The sequence below is a fragment of the Amycolatopsis sp. NPDC050768 genome, assembly GCF_040654155.1.
Classification (GTDB): domain Bacteria; phylum Actinomycetota; class Actinomycetes; order Mycobacteriales; family Pseudonocardiaceae; genus Amycolatopsis.
Genome location: NZ_JBFAHL010000010.1, coordinates 352,275 through 369,135 on the forward strand (window position 1 = coordinate 352,275; position 16,861 = coordinate 369,135).

Sequence of the window (16,861 nt, forward strand, 5' to 3'; positions counted from 1 at the left end):
GGGCATAGGGTCTCCCCCAGGTTTCACGGATGAGCAGTTCACCGTCGAGCACTGGAGGACGCATGTCGTTGCTGGCCGAGCTGAGCGCGGCGATCACCGGGGGTGGCATCGAGGTCGTGGACCTCACCGCTCCCCTGACCTCGAGCACCCCGATCCTGCAGCTGCCCGAGCCGTTCGCGAACACGATCCCGTTCCGGCTCGAGGAGATCAGCCGCTACGACGAGCGCGGCCCGCGCTGGTACTGGAACGACATCCACACCGGCGAGCACACCGGCACCCACTTCGACGCGCCGGTGCACTGGCTGTCCGGAAAGGACGGTCTCGACGTCTCCCAGGCGCCGCTGAGCACGCTCGTCGCGCCCGCGGTGGTGCTCGACGCGTCGGCGAAAGCCGAGGGCAACCCCGACTTCCTGCTGTCCATCGACGACGTGCGTGAGTGGGAGTCCGAGCACGGCGCGCTGCCGGCGGGCGCGTGGCTGCTCTACCGCAGCGGCTGGGACGTGCACTCCAGCGACCAGGACGAGTTCCTCAACGCCGACGAGTCCGGCTCGCACACCCCCGGCATCTCGCCGGAGTGCGCCAAGTGGCTCGCCGAGGAGACGCCGATCGCGGGGCTGGGAGTGGAGACCGTCGGCACCGACGCCGGTCAGGCGCCCGGGCTTGACCCGGCCTTCCCGTGCCACGAACTGCTGCTCGGCGCGGGCAAGTTCGGGCTGACGCAGCTGCGCAACCTGGCGAACCTGCCCGCCACCGGCGCGATGCTGGTGATCAGCCCGCTGCCGATCGTCGGCGGTTCGGGCAGCCCCGCCCGGGTGTTCGCGCTCGTCGAGCGTGGCGCGTGAAGGTCGCGGAACTCGTCGGGCGCACGCTCGCCGACCTCGGCGCGGGCATGGCCTTCGGCGTGGTCGGCAGCGGCAACTTCGAGGTGACCAACGCGCTGCGGGCGGCGGGCGTGCGCTTCGTCGCCGCGCGCCACGAAGGCGGCGCGGCGAGCATGGCCGACGCGTACGCGCGGATGAGCGGCCAGGTCTCCGTGCTGAGCCTGCACCAGGGCTGCGGGCTGACCAACGCGATTACCGGCATCACGGAGGCTGCGAAGAGCCGTACGCCGATGGTCGTGGTCACCGCAGACGCCGCCGCGGCGGCCGTGCTGTCGAACTTCAAGATCGACCAGGACGCGCTCGGCATCGCGGTGGGCGCGGTGGCCGACCGCGTGCATTCGGCGGAATCCGCTTTCGCGGACACGATCCGCGCATTCCGCACCGCGCGGCAGGAGAACCGGACCGTCGTGTTCAGCCTGCCGATCGACCTGCAGCAGCACGAAGCCCCGACGCCCGGCGAAGTGCCGGACGTGCCCGGTCCCGCGCCGATCCGGCCGGAGACCGCGGTGTCCGACGAGCTGGCGGAGCTGCTGTCCGAGGCGCGGCGCCCGGTGTTCATCGCCGGCCGCGGCGCCCGTGGCCAAGCCACCGCGCTGCGGGCGCTGGCCGACGTCACCGGCGCCCTGCTGGCGACCTCGGCCGTGGCCAACGGCCTCTTCCACGACGACCCGTGGTCACTCGGGATCAGCGGCGGCTTCTCGTCACCGCTCACCGCGGAGCTGATCGCGGACGCGGACCTGGTCGTGGGCTGGGGCTGCGCGCTGAACATGTGGACCACGCGCCACGGCAAGCTGCTCGGGCCGCGGGCGCGGCTCGTGCAGGTGGACCGCGAGCAGGCCGCGCTCGGCGCGCACCGGCCGATCGACCTCGGTGTGGTCGGCGACGTCGCGGCCACGGCCGTCGACGTGCTGGAACTGCTGGAAGCGCGCGGGCACAAGGCCGCGGGCTACCGCGGTCCCGAGGTCGCGGCGCGCCTGGCGGCCGAGGTGCGCTGGAACGACGTGGCGCACCTCGACAACTCCGGAGACGGCCGCATCGACGCGCGCACGCTGAGCGCCCGCCTCGACGAGCTGCTGCCCGCCCGGCGGGTGGTGTCGGTCGACTCGGGCAACTTCATGGGTTACCCGAGCGCGTATCTATCCGTGCCGGACGAGAACGGGTTCTGCTTCACGCAGGCCTACCAGTGCGTCGGGCTCGGGCTGGGCACGGCGATCGGCGCGGCGCTCGCGCGCCCGGACCGGCTGCCCGTGCTCGGCGCCGGCGACGGCGGGTTCCACATGGCGATCTCCGAGCTGGAGACGGCGGTGCGGCTGCGGCTGCCGCTGGTGGTGATCGTCTACAACGACGCCGCGTACGGCGCGGAGGTCCACCACTTCGGCGACGCCGACCTCGACACGGTGCGCTTCCCCGACACGGACCTCGCGGCGATCGCCCGAGGGTTCGGCTGCACCGGCGTCACCGTGCGCACGCCTGGCGACCTGGCCGCGGTGACGAAGTGGCTCGACGGTCCTCGCGAAGCGCCGCTGGTGATCGACGCGAAGGTCTCCGACGACGGTGGCTCATGGTGGCTCGCGGAAGCGTTCGGGCACTGAGACTTTCGGGGCGCTGAGAACTGGAGGCGCCGAGGTTTTTGGCCCGGTGTCAGTGTTTGCTGCCCGCCCGCGCCGCGATCCGCGTCATCAGCGGGCGGGGCAGCAGCTTCCCCAGCGCCGCCGCGGTCTTGTACCGCACGTCCGGCACGCTCACCGCCGTGCCGCGGCGGAAGTCGCGGATCGCGGCGGCGACGAGGGTCGCACCGTCCAGCCACAGCGAGTCCGGGATGCCGCTGGTGTCCATTCCGGACCGTTCGTGGAACTCCGTGCGCACCCAGCCGGGGCACAGCGCCATCACGTGCACACCACTGCCGCGCACCTGTTCACGCACGCTGTCGCTGAAGACGACGACCCAGGCCTTCGACGCGCTGTAGGTGCCGCGCGAGAAGAACGCCGCCACCGACGCGACGTTGATCACTCCCCCGCGCCGGCGGGCCAGCATGCCGGGCAACGCCGCCTTCGTGATCCGCAGGACGGCCTCGCAGTGCACCCGCAGCATGTCCAGCTCGGCGGCCACCTCGGTCTCGAGGAACTCGCCCTGCTGCCCGAACCCGGCGTTGTTCACCACGAGGTCCACCGTGGCCACGCGCTGCTCCACGCGGGTGATCCCGGCGTCCGTCGCCAGGTCGGCAACGAGGACCTCGACCGGCACGCCGTGGTCCGCCCGCAGCGAGCTCGCGAACTGCTCGAGCCGGGCCGCGTCCCGGGCGACGAGCACGACCCCGAATCCGTCCGAGGCGAGCCGGCGGGCGAACGCCGCGCCGATTCCGGCTGTCGCACCGGTGACGAGAGCTTCGGGCATGCGCGGCAGTCTAGGCCGGGCACTCACCAGGTCATCGCGAGCCGGGCGATCGACCCGCCCACCTGGTCGCCGAGTTCCGTGCCCAGCATGGGGATCTCGGTGAACGGGACGGCCAGGCGCAAGTCCGGCATCCGCCGCAGCAAAGCGGCGTACGCGGCGCGCAGCTCAACCCGCGCGAGCGGAGCGCCGATGCAGTGCGACATGCCGTAGCTGAACGCCGGGTGCGGGTTGGGGCGGCGCCCGACGTCGAAGCGTTCAGGATCGGCGAACACGAGGTCGTCGAAGCCCGTCGAGTAGTGGTCGCACAGCACGAGATCACCCGCGCGGATCACCACGTCCGCCACGGCGATGTCCTCGGCCGCGTACCGCGGCACGCAGGATTCGGCGACCCGGCCGACGCGCAGCACCTCTTCCACGGCCGTGTCGAGCAGGCGCGGGTCGGCCCGCACGCGGTCGCGCTGGCCGGGGTGCCCGGCGAGCAGCGCGATGCCCGCGCTGAGGTTGCTCGGCGTGACGAGGAACGAGAAGCTCGCGAGCGCGAGCAGGCCCGACACATCGGCGTCGTCCGGGATCACCTCGCACAGCGTGGACGCGAGATCGTCGCCAGGGGTGCTTCGCTTGTGGCGCGCGAGCTCGCGCAGGTACGCGTACAGCTCGTCCGGCGCCGCGGCCGCCGCGTGCTCGGCGTCGACCTCGCCGGCGCCGAGGAGCAAGGCGAGAAAGCCGTCCGAATCGGGCACGCCGACGAGGTCGCAAAGGATCCGGAACGACAGCGGCAGCGAGAAGTCGTTGTGCAGGTCGGCCGGGGGCCCGGCCGCGAGCACGACGTCGATCTGCTCGTCGACCATCGCCGCGACGCGGTCGGCCAGACGCTGCATCTTGCGGCCGGTGAAGTGGGGCACGAGCGCGCCCCGGATGTCGCCGTGGCGTTCGCGGGCCGCGGCCGGCTCGGCGTCGGACACCGCCAGGTCGAACATCGGCGTGCGCACGTACCGCGGCCGGGCGCCCGGATCGGGGTGTGTCTTGCCCAGCCGCGGGTCGAGCAGCAGCTGCCTGAGCTCCGCGGGCCGGGTGACGAGCCAGGCTTCGTCACCCGCCGGCGTCCGCACGCGGGCCACCGGACCGGTGTCACGCACGGCGCTCAGCACCGGATCCAGCTCGCCCAGCACCAGGTTCCCGCATTTCAGCACGGGCGTGTCCACCGCCGGCTCCCTCCGGTCAAGATCACTTCACGCTAAGCGGGCGCGACTGCGGGAAACCCCAGTGATCCCTCAGCGGGACGACACCCCGATCGTGATCGGTGGTGCTGCGGCGGCGCTGAGCGGGAAGTCGGTAGCCTGGCCCCGTGGTCGACCCCATCCCCCGCGGTTCCGCCGAGAGTGACCCCGAACGTCCTGATCAGGACGGTGAGGGCGAGTCGTCCGGTTCGGACGGTCCCGGACGCAAGGCGCGCAAGAAACGTCCGTTCTGGCAGGAACTGCCGATCCTGATCGTGATCGCCCTCGTGCTCACGATCCTGATCCAGCAGTTCGTGGCGAAGGTCTTCATGATCCCGTCCGAGTCCATGGAGACCACGCTGCACGGCTGCACGGGGTGCTTCGGCGACCGCGTGGTCGTCGACCGGGTCACCTACGACTTCACCGACCCCTCGCCGGGTGACGTGATCGTGTTCCGCGGACCCGGTCCGTGGACGGAACACGAGATCGCGCCGCAGGAGCCGAGCAACATCTTCGCGAAGGGACTGCGCGAGCTCGGCTCGCTCGTCGGCTTCGCGCCGCCGGACGAGCAGGACTTCGTCAAGCGCGTGATCGCCGTCGGCGGGCAGACGGTGCAGTGCTGCGACCCGCAAGGCCGGGTGATCGTGGACGGCAAGGCGCTCGACGAGCCCTACATCCACTGGATCGACCCGAACGACCCGGCGCAGAAGTCGTTCGCCCCGGTCACCGTGCCGCAGGGCAGCCTGTGGGTGATGGGCGACAACCGCAACGACTCGTGCGACTCCACCTGCCAGGGCGGGGGCGGTGTCAACGGCACGGTGCCGGTCGACGACGTGATCGGCAAGGCGCGCTTCATCGTGCTGCCGCCGTCACGCTGGGGCGGGGTCAGCGACTTCGACGCGCAGGACTCGGCGACCCCGGTTGCGCTCGGCGCGCCGGCGTGGCAGCAGGGCCTCCCGCTCGGGGCGGGCATGGCGCTCGCGGTGCCGACGCTGTTCGTCGGCCGGCGCACGCGGGACGCGCTGCGCAAGCGCCGCGGCTGATCGCGTTCCGCCAGGAGAGTTCACGCGAGTCCCGTTAAGGTCACCCGACGTGGACAGCGCGCGCGAACCCTACGACCGCGAAGCCGCCGAGCAGTGGTTCCGGCGGCGCGGCCTGCCGTCGGTGGTGCGCGGCCGCCCGGCGCACCTGCTGGCGCGGATCGTGCCCGCCGAGGTGTTCGTGGTGCTCGGGTTGCTGTTCACCACGGCCACGTCAGTGGTCGACGGCGGCAGCGACGACGAGTTCGCGCGCCGGATGGACCAGACCTGGTTCGCGCTGCTCTACCTCGTCGTGCTCCTCGCGTACGTGGTGGTGCCCTCGGTAGGCGCGTGGCTCGCCGCGCGCTGGGTCCGGCGGCGCGTGCCGGCTCGGCGGGGCACGCCCGTCGCGCTCGGGGTGGCCGCGGTGTTCCTGGTGCTCAACCCGATCGTCGACGCCGCGGCCCCGCCGCACGACTCGCTGCCGGTCGGGGTGCTGGAACAGCTCGGGCTGCTGGTGGTGCTGCTCGTCGCGGCGTTCTTCGGCGGCGGGTCGATCCTCGGCTGGGCGCTGCGGGCCGCGTTCCGCCAGCTCGGCCGCCTCGGTGACCTCACGTCCCGCGCGTTGCCACTGCTCCTGCTGTTCACCGTATTCGGCTTCTTCACCACCGAGATCTGGCAGGTCACCGCCGACCTCACCCGGCACCGGATCTGGCTCGTCGTCGGGCTTTTCTCGGTGGTGGCGGTGCTGTTCCTCGTGGCCACGCTGTCGGACGAGGTCCGGTCGCTGACGAAAGCGGAGAAGCCCGCCGAACCGGACACGCTGGACGGGACCCCGTTCGCGTCGTGCACCGATCCCGCGCCCGAGCGGGTGCCGCTGACCAAGCTGGAGCGGGCGAACATGGTGCTCGTCCTGCTGCTCACGCAGATCCTGCAGACGCTCGTGCTGTCGGTGCTCACGTTCGTGTTCTTCGTGGCGTTCGGCGTGATCACGGTCCGCGCGCCGGTGATCAAGTCGTGGGTCGGGCACGATCCGACACCGGGCACCCTGTTCGGCATCCAGGTGCCGATCGCCAACGAGCTGCTGCAGGTGTCGTTGTTCATCGCCGCGTTCTCGGCGCTGTACTTCGCGGCCGGCGCGGTCACGGACTCGACGTACCGCAGCTCGTTCTTCGAGCCGCTGGTGCGGCACCTGGACACGAGCCTCACGGCCCGCGACCACTACCTCGCGCGCTTGCCCGTGCGCGGCTGAGCCCGCAGCCCTTCCACCACGAGGTGCAGCAGGCGGTCCGGCAGCTTCGGGTCGTCCGGCGTCTCGTCGGATGCCTGACCGATGGCGCCGGCGAGGCGCAGGAGGTCGGCGATCGTTGCACTCTTGTGAGCCTCCCCCGCATTTTGCGCTCGGGCGAGCAGCGTTTTCCCGGTCTGTTCAACGGGAATCCGCGACGTCGCGAGTGTCGCGTTCGGACGGTCCTGGCCCGTCGCCACCGCGATGGCCTGCCACGCGCGGTGGCGGTCGACCACGGCCCTCAGCCACGTACCGAGGGCACCGAACGCGTCGTCGGCACGCGCCAGCTCCCGGCCGAGGTCGAGCAGCGCGTCCACCTCGCCCTGGAACACCGCGTCGAGCAGGTCTTCGCGGCGCGGGAAGTGGCGGTAGAGCGTGCCGATCCCGACGCCGGCCCGGCGCGCGATCTCCTCGAGCGACGCGCCCGTGCCGTGGGCGAGGAACGCCGCCCCGGCCTCGGCAACGAGCCGCTCGCGGTTGCGGCGGGCGTCGGCCCGCAGCGGGCGGGTCACGCGGCTTTGAGGTGGTGGCTGAGGTCCCCGGCCAGCGCCACGTGCGGACGCCGTTCGACGAAGCGCCACGCGCCGTGCGAGCGTTCGAAGCGGTCGTCGTAGTGGCCCGACGCGATGGGCTGCAGCGGCAGCCCGGGTGTGGCCTGCAGCGCGGTCCAGTAGCTGTGGGCCGTGGCGGTGCCGGCGGCCTCGTCGACGTGGACGCGCACGTTGGTGGTCAGGTGGCGGGTGCGCGGGGTGCCGTCGGGGTAGAGCACGAGCGTGTCGTGGAAGTACCGCTCGACGGCTTCGCGCCCCGTCGCCGGGTCGCCGCCGGCGAAGGTGCCGTGGGCGAACAGCTCGCCGACCGCGGCGAAGTTCCCGGCGTCGACGTGCGCGGCGTAGGTGAAGATCAGATTCTCGATGGCCTCACGTGCGGACATGATCGCTCCTTGTGCTTAAGAGGAGGGGTGCCTCCGCTCCACTATACGGAGGTACCCCTCCTCTTCGCCAGTGCGGTGTCCCGGTCACGGAAAACCGTTGGCGCGCTGGAGAAATTCACGGCGATGGAGCTGGTCGCAGCGTGGTAGGTTCGCCGCGGATCCGGCGCCGCCACGATCCCACGACGGACTTCCCGGGGGCTTCACATGTCCATCGTCATTCCCAGCTTCGACGACTCCGTGATCGTGCGGTCGGGCGACGCCGAGGTCATCGGCCGCGCACCCACGACCGTCAAGCTGCTCGCCGACAGCAGCTCCACGGGCGGCGCCCTGTCGACCATCCAGGTCGAGCTCAAGGACGGCGCCAACGGCGCGGCGCCCCACCACCACGCCGGCTCCGCCGAGCTGTTCTACGTCCTCGGCGGCACCGTCCAGGTCCTCTCGGGCGACACCGTCGTCACCGCCGACCGCGGCGACCTCGTGGTCGTGCCGCCCAACCTGACCCACGCCTTCGCGGCCGCACCGGGCGAAGACGCCGACCTGCTCATCGTCATCGCGCCGGGCGTCGAACGCTTCGAGTACTTCCGCCACCTCGAGCGCATCGCGTACGGCAAAGCGGCCCCCGAAAGCCTCCTGGAGGTCCAGGAAATCTACGACACGTACTTCAGCGCGAGCGCGGCGTGGGAAGCGGCGCGGACGGTCTGAGCCGTTACTTCGGCAGCGCGTCACCCACCGCGCTGTACGCGTTCATCGGCAACGTCGAGATGCCGCCCAAGACGGTGGTGTCACGGCGGGGGAACCAGAACACCGTGACCGCCAAGGCCTCGACGCGCTGGGTGTCGGCGCCGTACATCAGGCCGCCCACCTCCGCGGTGACGCGGGTGGCGGGGCCGGAGTAGTAGCCGTAGAGCGGCAGGTCCCGGCCCGGGCGGCCCGCGGTGAGCGCGTGGAAGCCGGGTGAGCTCGCGCGGGAGCCGGTGGCGAGCTCGGAGGTGATGCCGTCGCCGTCGCGGTGGCCGAGCACGAGCTGGTACGGCGAGGCATCAGGTCCGGCCGATGCGCGTTCGAAGAACAGCACCACCTCGCCTTCCGGGTCCACAATCTTGGTGCCAACCACCTCGCCGATCGGAGCCGCAGCGCGTTGTTCGGGCTGGGCCGCCGTCACGGCCAGCGTGGTCACCGCGGGCGAATCGGGCGTCCTCAGCAGTTGCGCGCCCACGACGACGCCGACCAGCACGACCACCGTCGCGGCGGCGGCCGACAGCCGGCGCAGGCGACGACGCCGGCGTCCCCTGCGCATCACGTTCGCCAGGTCCACGGCCGTGAACTCCACGGCGGGCGGTTCCGCCAGCACCCCGCGCAGCGCTTCGAGATCCGTCACGACGCCTGCCCCGCCGCGCACGAGTGCCGCTCGGCGGCCGTGCCGCGCATCTTCGCCAGCGCACGCGAGTTGGTGCTCTTCACCGTGCCCAGCGACACCTTCAACTCGGCCGCGACGTCGGCCTCCGACAGGTCCCAGAAGTGCCGCAGCACCACGATCGCGCGTTCCCGCGGGCTCAGCGGCGCCAGCGCCCGCATGAGCCACTCCTGGTCGACGACGCCGACGGTGAAGTCGCGCTCGACGGCGCGCTCGGGCACCTCCTCGGTGGCCTGCTCGCGGTACGGGCGGCGCCAGCGGTCGATCACGTGGTTGGCCAGCACCTTGCGCGCGTAGGCGAACGGGTCCTGCTTGCGGATCCGCGGCCAGGACGTGTACGTGCGCACCAGCGCGGTCTGGACGTCGTCCTCCGCCTGGTGCCGGTCGCCGGTCAGCAGGTAGGCGGCGTGCAGCAGCCGCGGCGAGAACGCGCGGACGAAGTCCGCGAACTCACTGTCACCCCGGGCCATGCCGGTCCTCGCGCGCGTACATGACCGGTCAGACGAGCGGGACCGCGAAAAGGTTGAGTCCATTCTCGTCGGGGCCGGGTGCTACAACGGACCCGGCGTCCCCGACCGGAAGGTGCTCGATGCAGCGCGCGGACACGATCGACCAGGCCCTGGAGCGGTTCGACTCCGGCGAGCTCTTCGCCGAGCTCGCCCGCCGCGTGGCGTACCGGACCGAGAGCAACCTCACCGCCGGGCACCCGCGGCTGCGCGCGTACCTCACCGACGAGCTCGCCCCGGCTCTGGAAGCCCTGGGCTGCCGCACCCGGGTGGCCGAGAACCCGGTGGCGCCCGAGTGCCCACTGCTGGTGGCGACCCGCCACGAGTCCGCCGACCGGCCCACGGTGCTGCTCTACGGCCACGGCGATGTCGTCAACGGCGAAGCACCCCGATGGCGTGAAGGCCTCGACCCGTGGACGCTGATCGCCGAAGGCGAGCGGTGGTACGGCCGCGGGTCGGCCGACAACAAGGGCCAGCACACGCTGAACCTCTTCGCGCTGCGCGAGGTGCTACGGGCCCGCGGGCAGCTCGGGTTCAACCTCGTCGTGCTCGTCGAAACCGGTGAGGAACGCGGCTCCCCCGGCCTCGTCGAGGTGTGCGGGCAGCTGCGCGACGAATTGCGCGCGGACGTCCTGATCGCGTCCGACGGGCCCCGCGTGCGCGCCGACCTGCCGACGCTGTTCCTCGGCTCTCGCGGCGTCACGCAGTTCACGCTCACCGCGGACCTGCGCCCACGCGACCACCACTCCGGCAACTGGGGTGGCGTGCTCCGCAACGCGGCCACCACACTGGCCGCCGCGATCACCTCCCTTGTGGACGGACGGGGCCGGATTCTGGTGCCGGGGCTGCGTCCCCCGGCGATCCCCGAGTCCGTGCGCGACGCGTTGGCCACCGTGCCGGTCGGCGGCGGAGCGGACGACCCGGCCGTCGACGAGGGCTGGGGCGAGCCGGATCTCACGCCCGCGGAACGGCTGTTCGGATGGAACACCGTGGAGGTGCTGGCGTTCCTCGCCGGCACGCCCGCGTCACCGGTCAACGCCATCCCGGGCCGCGCGGAGGCGACGCTGCAACTGCGGTCGGTGGTGGGCACGAACCTCGCCCGGCTCGAGCCGGCGCTGCGGAACCACCTGGCGGAGCACGGTTTTCCGATGGTCGACGTCGCTGTCACCGAGAGCCGGCCGCCGACGCGCACGGATCCCGATCACCCCTGGGTGCGCTGGGCCGCCGACTCCGTCGCCCGCACCACAGGCAGCGCGCCCGTGCTCCTGCCCAACCTCGGCGGCACGATCCCCAACGACGCGTTCGCGGAAATCCTGGACATGCCGACGATCTGGCTCCCCCACTCCTACCCGGCCTGCGCCCAGCACGCGCCCGACGAGCACCTGCTCGCTCCCCTGGCGCGCGAGGCCGTCGCGATCATGACCGGCCTGTTCTGGGACCTGGGCGACAAGTGATCGTTCACATTCGTGAACCCGGCAAGTCCGCTCCGGGCATTTCCGGCATCCCGTTCATGGACGTCGTCCACTCGACCTTCGCGGTGGGCCACTCGAAGCTGTGACCTGGGACGTTCACCCAGCGAATCCGGACGTGTGAGGCGAGCGGACACGCACATCGACCTCCCGCCGCGAACCCGCGGGAGGTCGATGGCATGATGCCCCAACCGGTCCCGCCCGCGGAGGGCGGCAGTGAGCCGATGAGGAAGGTGAGGCTTGAGCACGCGCACCACCCAGGTGGACGATCTCCGACTGGTGGCTCAGCCCAGTGCGGTTCCGTGCACCGAGCTGTTCGTCCGCCTGATCTTGTCGGACTGGTCGCTCCTGCCGATGCTGGAACAGGTCACCGCCACCACGTCGCGGCTCGTCGGCGACATCGTGGACCAGAGCAACACCGCCGCCCCCGCGTTCATCACCGTGCGCCTGCAGCTGCGCGGCGAGGTGCTCGTGGTCGAGATCGAGGACGACCTCGTCGGCCCGAACCCGCCGCGCACCGCGCCCGGCGACCGGATCGGCGTGGAGCCCCTGCGCAACGGCCGCCTCACGTGGTGCGAGATGCCGCTGCCCAGCGGCATGACGGCGGGCCAGGTCCGCCTGCCGCGTCGGCAGGAACGCCGCACCCTCGTGGACGAGCCCGTGTCGGGCGCGCCGGTCGCCGCCGACCCGGAAGTGCTGGAACGGCTGCTCAACCGGCTCAGCGGCTGGTCCGATTGAGCACGCCGTCCACAGTGGACCGCGGTCAGGCGGCGCGCTCGCTCCACGCGCGCTCGAGCGCCTGCGCGAACACCTCGGTGGCCTGACCACCCGCGACGCCGATGCGCCGGTCCAGCACGAAGAACGGCACCCCGGTCGCGCCGAGCTGCGCCGCTTCCCGCTCCTCCGCCCGCACGGCGTCCGCGTAGGCCGCCGGATCGGCCAGCACCCGGCTCGCGTCCTCGCGGTCCAGACCGGCCTCCACCGCCACGTCGAGCAGCGTGTCCCCGGTGAACAGCGGACGCGCCTCGGCGAAGTTGGCCGTGAACAACGCGTCCACCATCCGGCGCTCCAGCCCGCGCTCGCGCGCGAGGTGCATCAGCCGGTGGGCGTCGAAGGTGTTGCCGATCTCCCGGTCGGACCGGTACCCGAGGCCGACCTCCGCGACGAGCCCGGCGAGGTGCTCCTCCATCTCCACCGCCTGCGGCCCGTACCTCGCGGTCAGCATTTCCTGCAACGGCTCCACCGTGTCGCGCGACGGGTCCAGCTCGAACGACCGGAACGTCACCTCCACCTCGTCCCGGTGCTCGAACCCCTCCAGCGCCGCCTCGAACCGCGCCTTCCCGAGGTAGCACCACGGGCAGATGACATCGCTCCAGATTTCCACGTGCATGTCCCCAGCCTAAGGACCGCGGGGGTGATCCAGAAGTACGCACTCCCAGGTAACCGACCCCTTCCTGCGCGGCGACGAAGCCGGGCCCGGCGGCTGTGGGACGACTCACCACGCGGCGGACCCACGCAGGGTCACCGCCCGGACCACCCGACCGTGGGCCCAAGCTAGGAGTTTGCCTAGTTCCCGCCCGTTTCAATCGGAGGTGTGGAGCGACCTGGGACGAAGACCGAAGCCCGCCGGGTCCGCCTCCGAGTCACGGCCGCGCACGGCGTGGGAGCGGACGGGCGGGCTCGCGGGCCTGCTCGTGTCGTCGCTGCCGTCGCTGGTTTTCGTGGTGGTGAACTCCTTCGCGGGGCTGGGCTACTTCCTGTCCGACATCTGGTTCAGCCTCGCGTGTTTCGTGGCGCTGGCGCTGGCGGTGTCGATCGTCGTGCGCCGGCCGCTGGTCGGCGTGGTGTGGAGCCTGGTCAACAGCGAGAAGATGACCTGACGGGCCGACCGGCGCTCGCGGCTGGGCTACGACCTGGCCACGGCCACGGCCACGCTGGTGTTCGCGTCGCGGTTCCTGGTGCAGCAGTACCTCTACGACCAGGACTGCACGGGCTGGCTCGCCTTCGCCAAGATCGCCATGGGCAACCCGCTCACCGGCCTCGCGTTCGGGGCCGCCGCGTGGGCGATCCACTACGCGAGCAAGCGCGAGAAGCTCCTCGCCGACGAGTAGTGCCGAGAACACGGGAAAGCGAGAAGTTTTCCCCTTCGTGGTGTCGAATGGCGTCGAGCCGGTTCGTGGGCAGGGTGAGGGACCGGCGAACGGACCGGTCGCCCGAGCGAAGGAGCCCGCCATGAAGCAGTACCTGCTCGCCGTCCAGCTCGACGAGAGCAAGCCGGAGCCCGAAGAGGACTTCGAGCCGATGCTGGCCCGGACCGGCCGGGTCACCGAGGACATGAAGTCCGCCGGGGTGTGGGTGTTCGTCGGTGGTCTGCGGCCCTCGCACGCGTCCACGGTCGTGCGACCCGGAGATGGCACGGTCACGATCACCGACGGCCCGTTCGCCGAGACGAAGGAACAGCTCGGCGGGTTCTGGGTGATCCGGTGCGACGACCTCGACCAGGCGCTCGTGTGGGCCGAGAAGTGCGCGCTGGCCTGCGGGCAGCTGATCGAGGTGCGCCCGTTCGACGACATCTCGCAGCGCTGAGGCGCCGGTGGACCTCGACAGCGTCTACCGGGCCGAGTACGGCCCCTGCGTGGCCACGCTGACGCGCCTCCTCGGCGACATCGGGCTCGCCGAGGAGGCCGTGCAGGACGCGTTCGCGGTGGCCGTCACCAAATGGGCCGATGCACTGCCGCCCAACCCCGGCGGGTGGATCGTGACCACCGCCCGCAACCGCGCCATCGACCGCCTGCGCCGCGAGTCCACGCGCGAGGCGCGCCACGCGCAGGCCCTGCTGCTGAACGAACGCGACGAGCCCGAGGAGGTGGGACCCGTGCGCGACGACCAGCTCCGCCTGATCTTCACCTGCTGCCACCCGGCGCTGTCGCCGCTCGCGCAGACCGCGCTCACGCTGCGGCTGCTCGGCGGGCTGGAGGTGCCGGAGATCGCGCGCGCCTACCTCGTGCCGGAGGCGACCCTCGCCCAGCGAATCGTGCGGGCGAAGAAGAAGATCCGCGACGCCGGCATCCCCTACCGGGTGCCCGGCGCGGCCGACCTGCCCGACCGGCTGCCGCCCGTGCTCACCGTGCTCTACCTGGTGTTCAACGAGGGCTACACGTCGACGTCCGGCGAGCTGCTGCGGACGGACCTGTGCGCCGACGCCGTCCGCCTGGCGCGGGCGCTCGCCGAGCTGATGCCGGACGAGCCGGAGGTGCTCGGGCTGCTGGCGCTGCTCCTGCTCACCGAAGCCCGCCGGCCGGCGCGCGTGGGTCCCTCGGGTGAGCTGGTGGTGCTAGCGGAGCAGGACCGGTCACTGTGGAACCGCGAGCTGATCGCCGAGGGGCACGACCTGGTGCGCCGTTGCCTGCGCCGGGGGCAGCCGGGTCCGTACCAGCTGCAGGCCGCGATCAACGCCGTGCACACGGACGGGCCGGCCACCGACTGGACGCAGGTCCTGGCGCTCTACGACCAGCTCCTGCAACACTCCCCGACCCCGGTCGTCGCGCTCAACCGGGCGGTCGCCGTGGCCGAGGTGCACGGTCCGGCGGCGGCGCTGGCCACTGTGGACGAGCTGGACCTGCCGGGGTACCACCTGCTGCCGGCCACCCGCGCCGACCTGCTCACCCGGCTGGGCCGGACCGCGGAAGCCGTCGCCGCCTACGACGAAGCGATCAGCCTGGCCGGCAACGACACCGAACGCGCCTTCCTGCGAACGCGCCGGGCTCGCCTGGCCGAAACCTAAGGCGCCACAACAGGTTCCCGCGCGCCCGTGCGTTCGGCACCGATGCCCGCCGCCACCACGAACAGCACTCCCGCGGCCGCGGCCAGGTCGGGCACCTGGTGGAGCACGAGCAACCCGATCGTCATCGCGATGGCGGGTTCGAGGCTCATGAGCGTGCCGAAGGCCGACGCTGTGAGCCGCCGCAGCGCGAGCATCTCGAAGCTGAACGGCACCACCGGCAGCAGGATCGCGAGCCCCAGCCCGGCGAGCAGCAGCTCCCACGACAGGTGCCCGAACACCGCCGGCCCCTGCACCAGCGTCGCCACGATCGCCGCCACCGGCATGGACACCGCGAGGCCACGCACGCCCGACACCTCGTCGCCGACACGTTGCGTCAGCAGGATGTAAGTCGCCCAGCAGACCGCCGAGGCGAGCGCGTAACCGACGCCGACCAGGTCCGCCCCGCCCTCCCACGGTTCGGTCAGAAACAGCACGCCGACGGCGGCGAGCACCGGCCACAGGCGTTTGCCGCCGCGCCCGCGCGTGATCGCGACCGTGAGCGGGCCGAGGAACTCCAGCGCGCTCGCGGTGCCCAGCGGCAGCCGCGCGACGGCGGCCATGAACAGCATCGTCATGCCGGCGGTGACAACGCCCAGCACCACGCACGCGAGCAGCGTCGAGCGGCTGAACGACGACGGGCGCGGGCGGACCAGCACGAGCAGCAGCACCCCGGCCCAGGCGAGCCGCAGCCACGCGGCGCCCTCGGGCCCGACGCGGTCGAACAGGCCGACGGACAGCGCCAGGCCGAGCTGCACGCAGAGCATCGCGGCGACGGCGAGCGCCGCCCCGGTGCGGGTGGAGGAGGAGAGCACGCGTCCAGGAGAACCGATGGCCACCGTTCGTGTCCACGTGCCGATCGTGAACGTACTGTCCGGGAATCCTGGACAATGGCGGCATGGACACCCGCAGGCTGCAGTTCCTCCTCGAGCTGTCGCGGCTCGGCTCGATGCGCGCCGTCGCGGATGTGCTCGACACCACCACGTCGACGGTGTCGCAGCAGATCGCCGCACTGGCGCTGGAGACGGGCGCGCCGCTGCTCGAACCGGACGGCCGCCGCGTCCGCTTGACCCCGGCCGGGCAGCGGCTGGCCGAGCACGCCGTGACGATCCTGGCCGCAGTGGAGGCCGCGCGGGCGGACCTCGACCCGCACGCGGAGCCGGCGGGCACCGTGCGGGTGGCGGGCTTCGCCACGGCGATCCGGCGTGCGCTGCTGCCGGCCGCCGACCGGCTGGCGCGGACGCATCCACGGGTGCGGCTGGTGATCAGCGAGTACGAACCTGCCGAAGCCATGACCCAGCTGCTGGCCGACGACGTCGACCTGGCGCTGATCTACGACTACGACCTCGCGCCCGCGACCACCGACCGGTCGCTCGACGTCCGTCCTCTGTGGACGGCCGCGTGGGGGCTGGGCGTGCCGGCGACGGACGCGGGCCGGGTGGCCGGCGAAGGCACGCTGACCGTGTTCGAGGCGTTCCGCGACCACGACTGGATCGGCAACTCCCGCAACCGCGCCGACGAGGACGTGGTGCGCACGCTGGCGTCGATGGCCGGGTTCACCCCGCGCGTCACGCACCTGGCCGACAGCCTCGATCTCGTAGAGGACCTGATCGTCGCGGGGCCCGGCGTCGGGTTGCTGCCGGTCGCGCGCCCGACGCGGCCGGAGGTGGCGCTGCTGCCGCTGACCGGGCCGGACGTGCGGCTGCGCTCGTTCACGGCCACCCGGCGCGGGCGGGACGCGTGGCCGCCGCTCGCGCTCGTGCTCGACCTGCTGCGGCGCCGCTACGATGGCGAACCATGACCACGGAAAAGGCGATCCTCGCGGGCGGATGTTTCTGGGGCATGGAGGAGCTGTTCCGCCACCAGCCCGGCGTCGTGTCCACGCGCGTCGGCTACAGCGGCGGCGACACCCCCAACGC

At 72.1% G+C, this 16,861-nt stretch carries 20 protein-coding genes and 1 pseudogene; 13 read left to right on the plus strand and 8 right to left on the minus strand.

Translation table 11 applies throughout. The features are described from left to right. Positions 1–62 precede the first annotated feature (62 nt). Both AB0H62_RS29220 and AB0H62_RS29225 read left to right on the plus strand, forming a co-directional pair. Positions 63–842: a cyclase family protein gene (locus tag AB0H62_RS29220; RefSeq protein WP_220240502.1), complete on the plus strand. Its 780-nt coding sequence runs from the start codon at positions 63–65 to the stop codon at positions 840–842. Then, entirely contained in the window at positions 839–2,473 is a 1,635-nt protein-coding gene (locus AB0H62_RS29225) for a thiamine pyrophosphate-binding protein (protein ID WP_360589463.1), read from the plus strand. The genes AB0H62_RS29220 and AB0H62_RS29225 overlap by 4 nt, the downstream gene beginning before the upstream one ends. A gap of 49 nt (positions 2,474–2,522) precedes the next feature. Here the strand turns inward: AB0H62_RS29225 and AB0H62_RS29230 are convergent, their stop codons facing one another. Then, positions 2,523–3,275 (minus strand): SDR family oxidoreductase, encoded by a 753-nt coding sequence (locus AB0H62_RS29230; protein ID WP_360589465.1) that lies wholly within the window; start codon positions 3,273–3,275, stop codon positions 2,523–2,525. A gap of 23 nt (positions 3,276–3,298) precedes the next feature. After that, on the minus strand, positions 3,299–4,477 hold the full coding sequence (locus AB0H62_RS29235) for a cytochrome P450 (RefSeq protein ID WP_360589467.1): 1,179 nt from the start codon (positions 4,475–4,477) through the stop codon (positions 3,299–3,301). Positions 4,478–4,620: 143 nt separating this feature from the next. Between AB0H62_RS29235 and lepB the strand changes: the two genes are divergently transcribed. Further along, the gene (gene lepB / locus AB0H62_RS29240) at positions 4,621–5,535 is read left to right on the plus strand and encodes a signal peptidase I (RefSeq protein WP_360589469.1); all 915 of its coding nucleotides are present in this window, start codon (positions 4,621–4,623) and stop codon (positions 5,533–5,535) included. A 49-nt stretch (positions 5,536–5,584) separates the two neighbouring features. Next, positions 5,585–6,763, plus strand: coding sequence for a hypothetical protein (locus AB0H62_RS29245; RefSeq protein ID WP_360589471.1), 1,179 nt, complete (start codon positions 5,585–5,587; stop codon positions 6,761–6,763). On the opposite strand, the gene AB0H62_RS29250 is transcribed toward AB0H62_RS29245, so the two are convergent. Beyond that, a complete protein-coding gene (locus tag AB0H62_RS29250; RefSeq protein ID WP_360589473.1) occupies positions 6,733–7,311 on the minus strand; it encodes a TetR/AcrR family transcriptional regulator in 579 nt (192 codons plus the stop codon). The genes AB0H62_RS29245 and AB0H62_RS29250 overlap by 31 nt on opposite strands. Further along, on the minus strand, positions 7,308–7,733 hold the full coding sequence (locus AB0H62_RS29255; RefSeq protein ID WP_360589475.1) for a nuclear transport factor 2 family protein: 426 nt from the start codon (positions 7,731–7,733) through the stop codon (positions 7,308–7,310). The genes AB0H62_RS29250 and AB0H62_RS29255 overlap by 4 nt, the downstream gene beginning before the upstream one ends. Before the next feature lie 204 nt (positions 7,734–7,937). Here AB0H62_RS29255 and AB0H62_RS29260 point away from each other — a divergent pair, with 204 nt between their 5' ends. Beyond that, positions 7,938–8,435, plus strand: coding sequence for a cupin domain-containing protein (locus AB0H62_RS29260; protein WP_354879968.1), 498 nt, complete (start codon positions 7,938–7,940; stop codon positions 8,433–8,435). 4 nt (positions 8,436–8,439) lie between these two features. Here the strand turns inward: AB0H62_RS29260 and AB0H62_RS29265 are convergent, their stop codons facing one another. Then, entirely contained in the window at positions 8,440–9,111 is a 672-nt protein-coding gene (locus tag AB0H62_RS29265) for a hypothetical protein (protein ID WP_360589477.1), read from the minus strand. Then, the gene (locus AB0H62_RS29270; protein ID WP_220240492.1) at positions 9,108–9,617 is read right to left on the minus strand and encodes a SigE family RNA polymerase sigma factor; all 510 of its coding nucleotides are present in this window, start codon (positions 9,615–9,617) and stop codon (positions 9,108–9,110) included. Before AB0H62_RS29270 ends, AB0H62_RS29265 begins: the two co-directional genes overlap by 4 nt. Before the next feature lie 119 nt (positions 9,618–9,736). Here AB0H62_RS29270 and AB0H62_RS29275 point away from each other — a divergent pair, with 119 nt between their 5' ends. Together AB0H62_RS29275 and AB0H62_RS29280 are read left to right on the plus strand one after the other, a co-directional pair. Continuing rightward, a complete protein-coding gene (locus tag AB0H62_RS29275) occupies positions 9,737–11,107 on the plus strand; it encodes a M20 family metallopeptidase (protein WP_360589480.1) in 1,371 nt (456 codons plus the stop codon). 255 nt (positions 11,108–11,362) lie between these two features. Then, positions 11,363–11,860, plus strand: coding sequence for an ATP-binding protein (locus tag AB0H62_RS29280; RefSeq protein ID WP_220240491.1), 498 nt, complete (start codon positions 11,363–11,365; stop codon positions 11,858–11,860). A gap of 25 nt (positions 11,861–11,885) precedes the next feature. Here AB0H62_RS29280 and AB0H62_RS29285 read toward each other — a convergent pair whose 3' ends face one another. Beyond that, positions 11,886–12,512 (minus strand): DsbA family oxidoreductase, encoded by a 627-nt coding sequence (locus tag AB0H62_RS29285; protein WP_220240490.1) that lies wholly within the window; start codon positions 12,510–12,512, stop codon positions 11,886–11,888. A gap of 202 nt (positions 12,513–12,714) precedes the next feature. On the opposite strand from AB0H62_RS29285, the gene AB0H62_RS29290 reads away from it, so the two are divergent. From AB0H62_RS29290 to AB0H62_RS29305, 4 genes and pseudogenes are all read left to right on the plus strand, one after another. Continuing rightward, positions 12,715–13,002 (plus strand): DUF3159 domain-containing protein, encoded by a 288-nt coding sequence (locus tag AB0H62_RS29290; RefSeq protein ID WP_360589483.1) that lies wholly within the window; start codon positions 12,715–12,717, stop codon positions 13,000–13,002. Between the two features lie 12 nt (positions 13,003–13,014). Continuing rightward, positions 13,015–13,233: pseudogene (locus AB0H62_RS29295) on the plus strand (DUF3159 domain-containing protein); the annotation flags it as partial. 121 nt (positions 13,234–13,354) lie between these two features. After that, entirely contained in the window at positions 13,355–13,708 is a 354-nt protein-coding gene (locus AB0H62_RS29300; RefSeq protein WP_360589485.1) for a YciI family protein, read from the plus strand. A 7-nt stretch (positions 13,709–13,715) separates the two neighbouring features. Continuing rightward, a complete protein-coding gene (locus AB0H62_RS29305; protein WP_360589487.1) occupies positions 13,716–14,906 on the plus strand; it encodes an RNA polymerase sigma factor in 1,191 nt (396 codons plus the stop codon). On the opposite strand, the gene AB0H62_RS29310 is transcribed toward AB0H62_RS29305, so the two are convergent. After that, on the minus strand, positions 14,903–15,757 hold the full coding sequence (locus AB0H62_RS29310) for an EamA family transporter (RefSeq protein WP_360589489.1): 855 nt from the start codon (positions 15,755–15,757) through the stop codon (positions 14,903–14,905). The genes AB0H62_RS29305 and AB0H62_RS29310 overlap by 4 nt on opposite strands. A gap of 83 nt (positions 15,758–15,840) precedes the next feature. Here AB0H62_RS29310 and AB0H62_RS29315 point away from each other — a divergent pair, with 83 nt between their 5' ends. Together AB0H62_RS29315 and AB0H62_RS29320 are read left to right on the plus strand one after the other, a co-directional pair. Then, positions 15,841–16,743, plus strand: a complete 903-nt coding sequence (locus AB0H62_RS29315; RefSeq protein ID WP_360589491.1) for a LysR substrate-binding domain-containing protein — start codon at positions 15,841–15,843, stop codon at positions 16,741–16,743. Further along, a partial coding sequence (locus AB0H62_RS29320; RefSeq protein ID WP_360589512.1) for a peptide-methionine (S)-S-oxide reductase occupies positions 16,740–16,861 on the plus strand: 122 nt, incomplete at its 3' end. The genes AB0H62_RS29315 and AB0H62_RS29320, both read left to right, overlap by 4 nt.

Coding starts and splice junctions, on each gene's coding strand:
- AB0H62_RS29220 (WP_220240502.1), top strand. CDS start 63: ATGTCGTTGCTGGCCGAGCTGAGCGCGGCGATCACCGGGGGTGGCATC.
- AB0H62_RS29230 (WP_360589465.1), bottom strand. CDS start 3,275: ATGCCCGAAGCTCTCGTCACCGGTGCGACAGCCGGAATCGGCGCGGCG.
- AB0H62_RS29255 (WP_360589475.1), bottom strand. CDS start 7,733: ATGTCCGCACGTGAGGCCATCGAGAATCTGATCTTCACCTACGCCGCG.
- AB0H62_RS29260 (WP_354879968.1), top strand. CDS start 7,938: ATGTCCATCGTCATTCCCAGCTTCGACGACTCCGTGATCGTGCGGTCG.
- AB0H62_RS29270 (WP_220240492.1), bottom strand. CDS start 9,617: ATGGCCCGGGGTGACAGTGAGTTCGCGGACTTCGTCCGCGCGTTCTCG.
- AB0H62_RS29275 (WP_360589480.1), top strand. CDS start 9,737: ATGCAGCGCGCGGACACGATCGACCAGGCCCTGGAGCGGTTCGACTCC.
- AB0H62_RS29285 (WP_220240490.1), bottom strand. CDS start 12,512: ATGCACGTGGAAATCTGGAGCGATGTCATCTGCCCGTGGTGCTACCTC.
- AB0H62_RS29300 (WP_360589485.1), top strand. CDS start 13,355: ATGAAGCAGTACCTGCTCGCCGTCCAGCTCGACGAGAGCAAGCCGGAG.
- AB0H62_RS29315 (WP_360589491.1), top strand. CDS start 15,841: ATGGACACCCGCAGGCTGCAGTTCCTCCTCGAGCTGTCGCGGCTCGGC.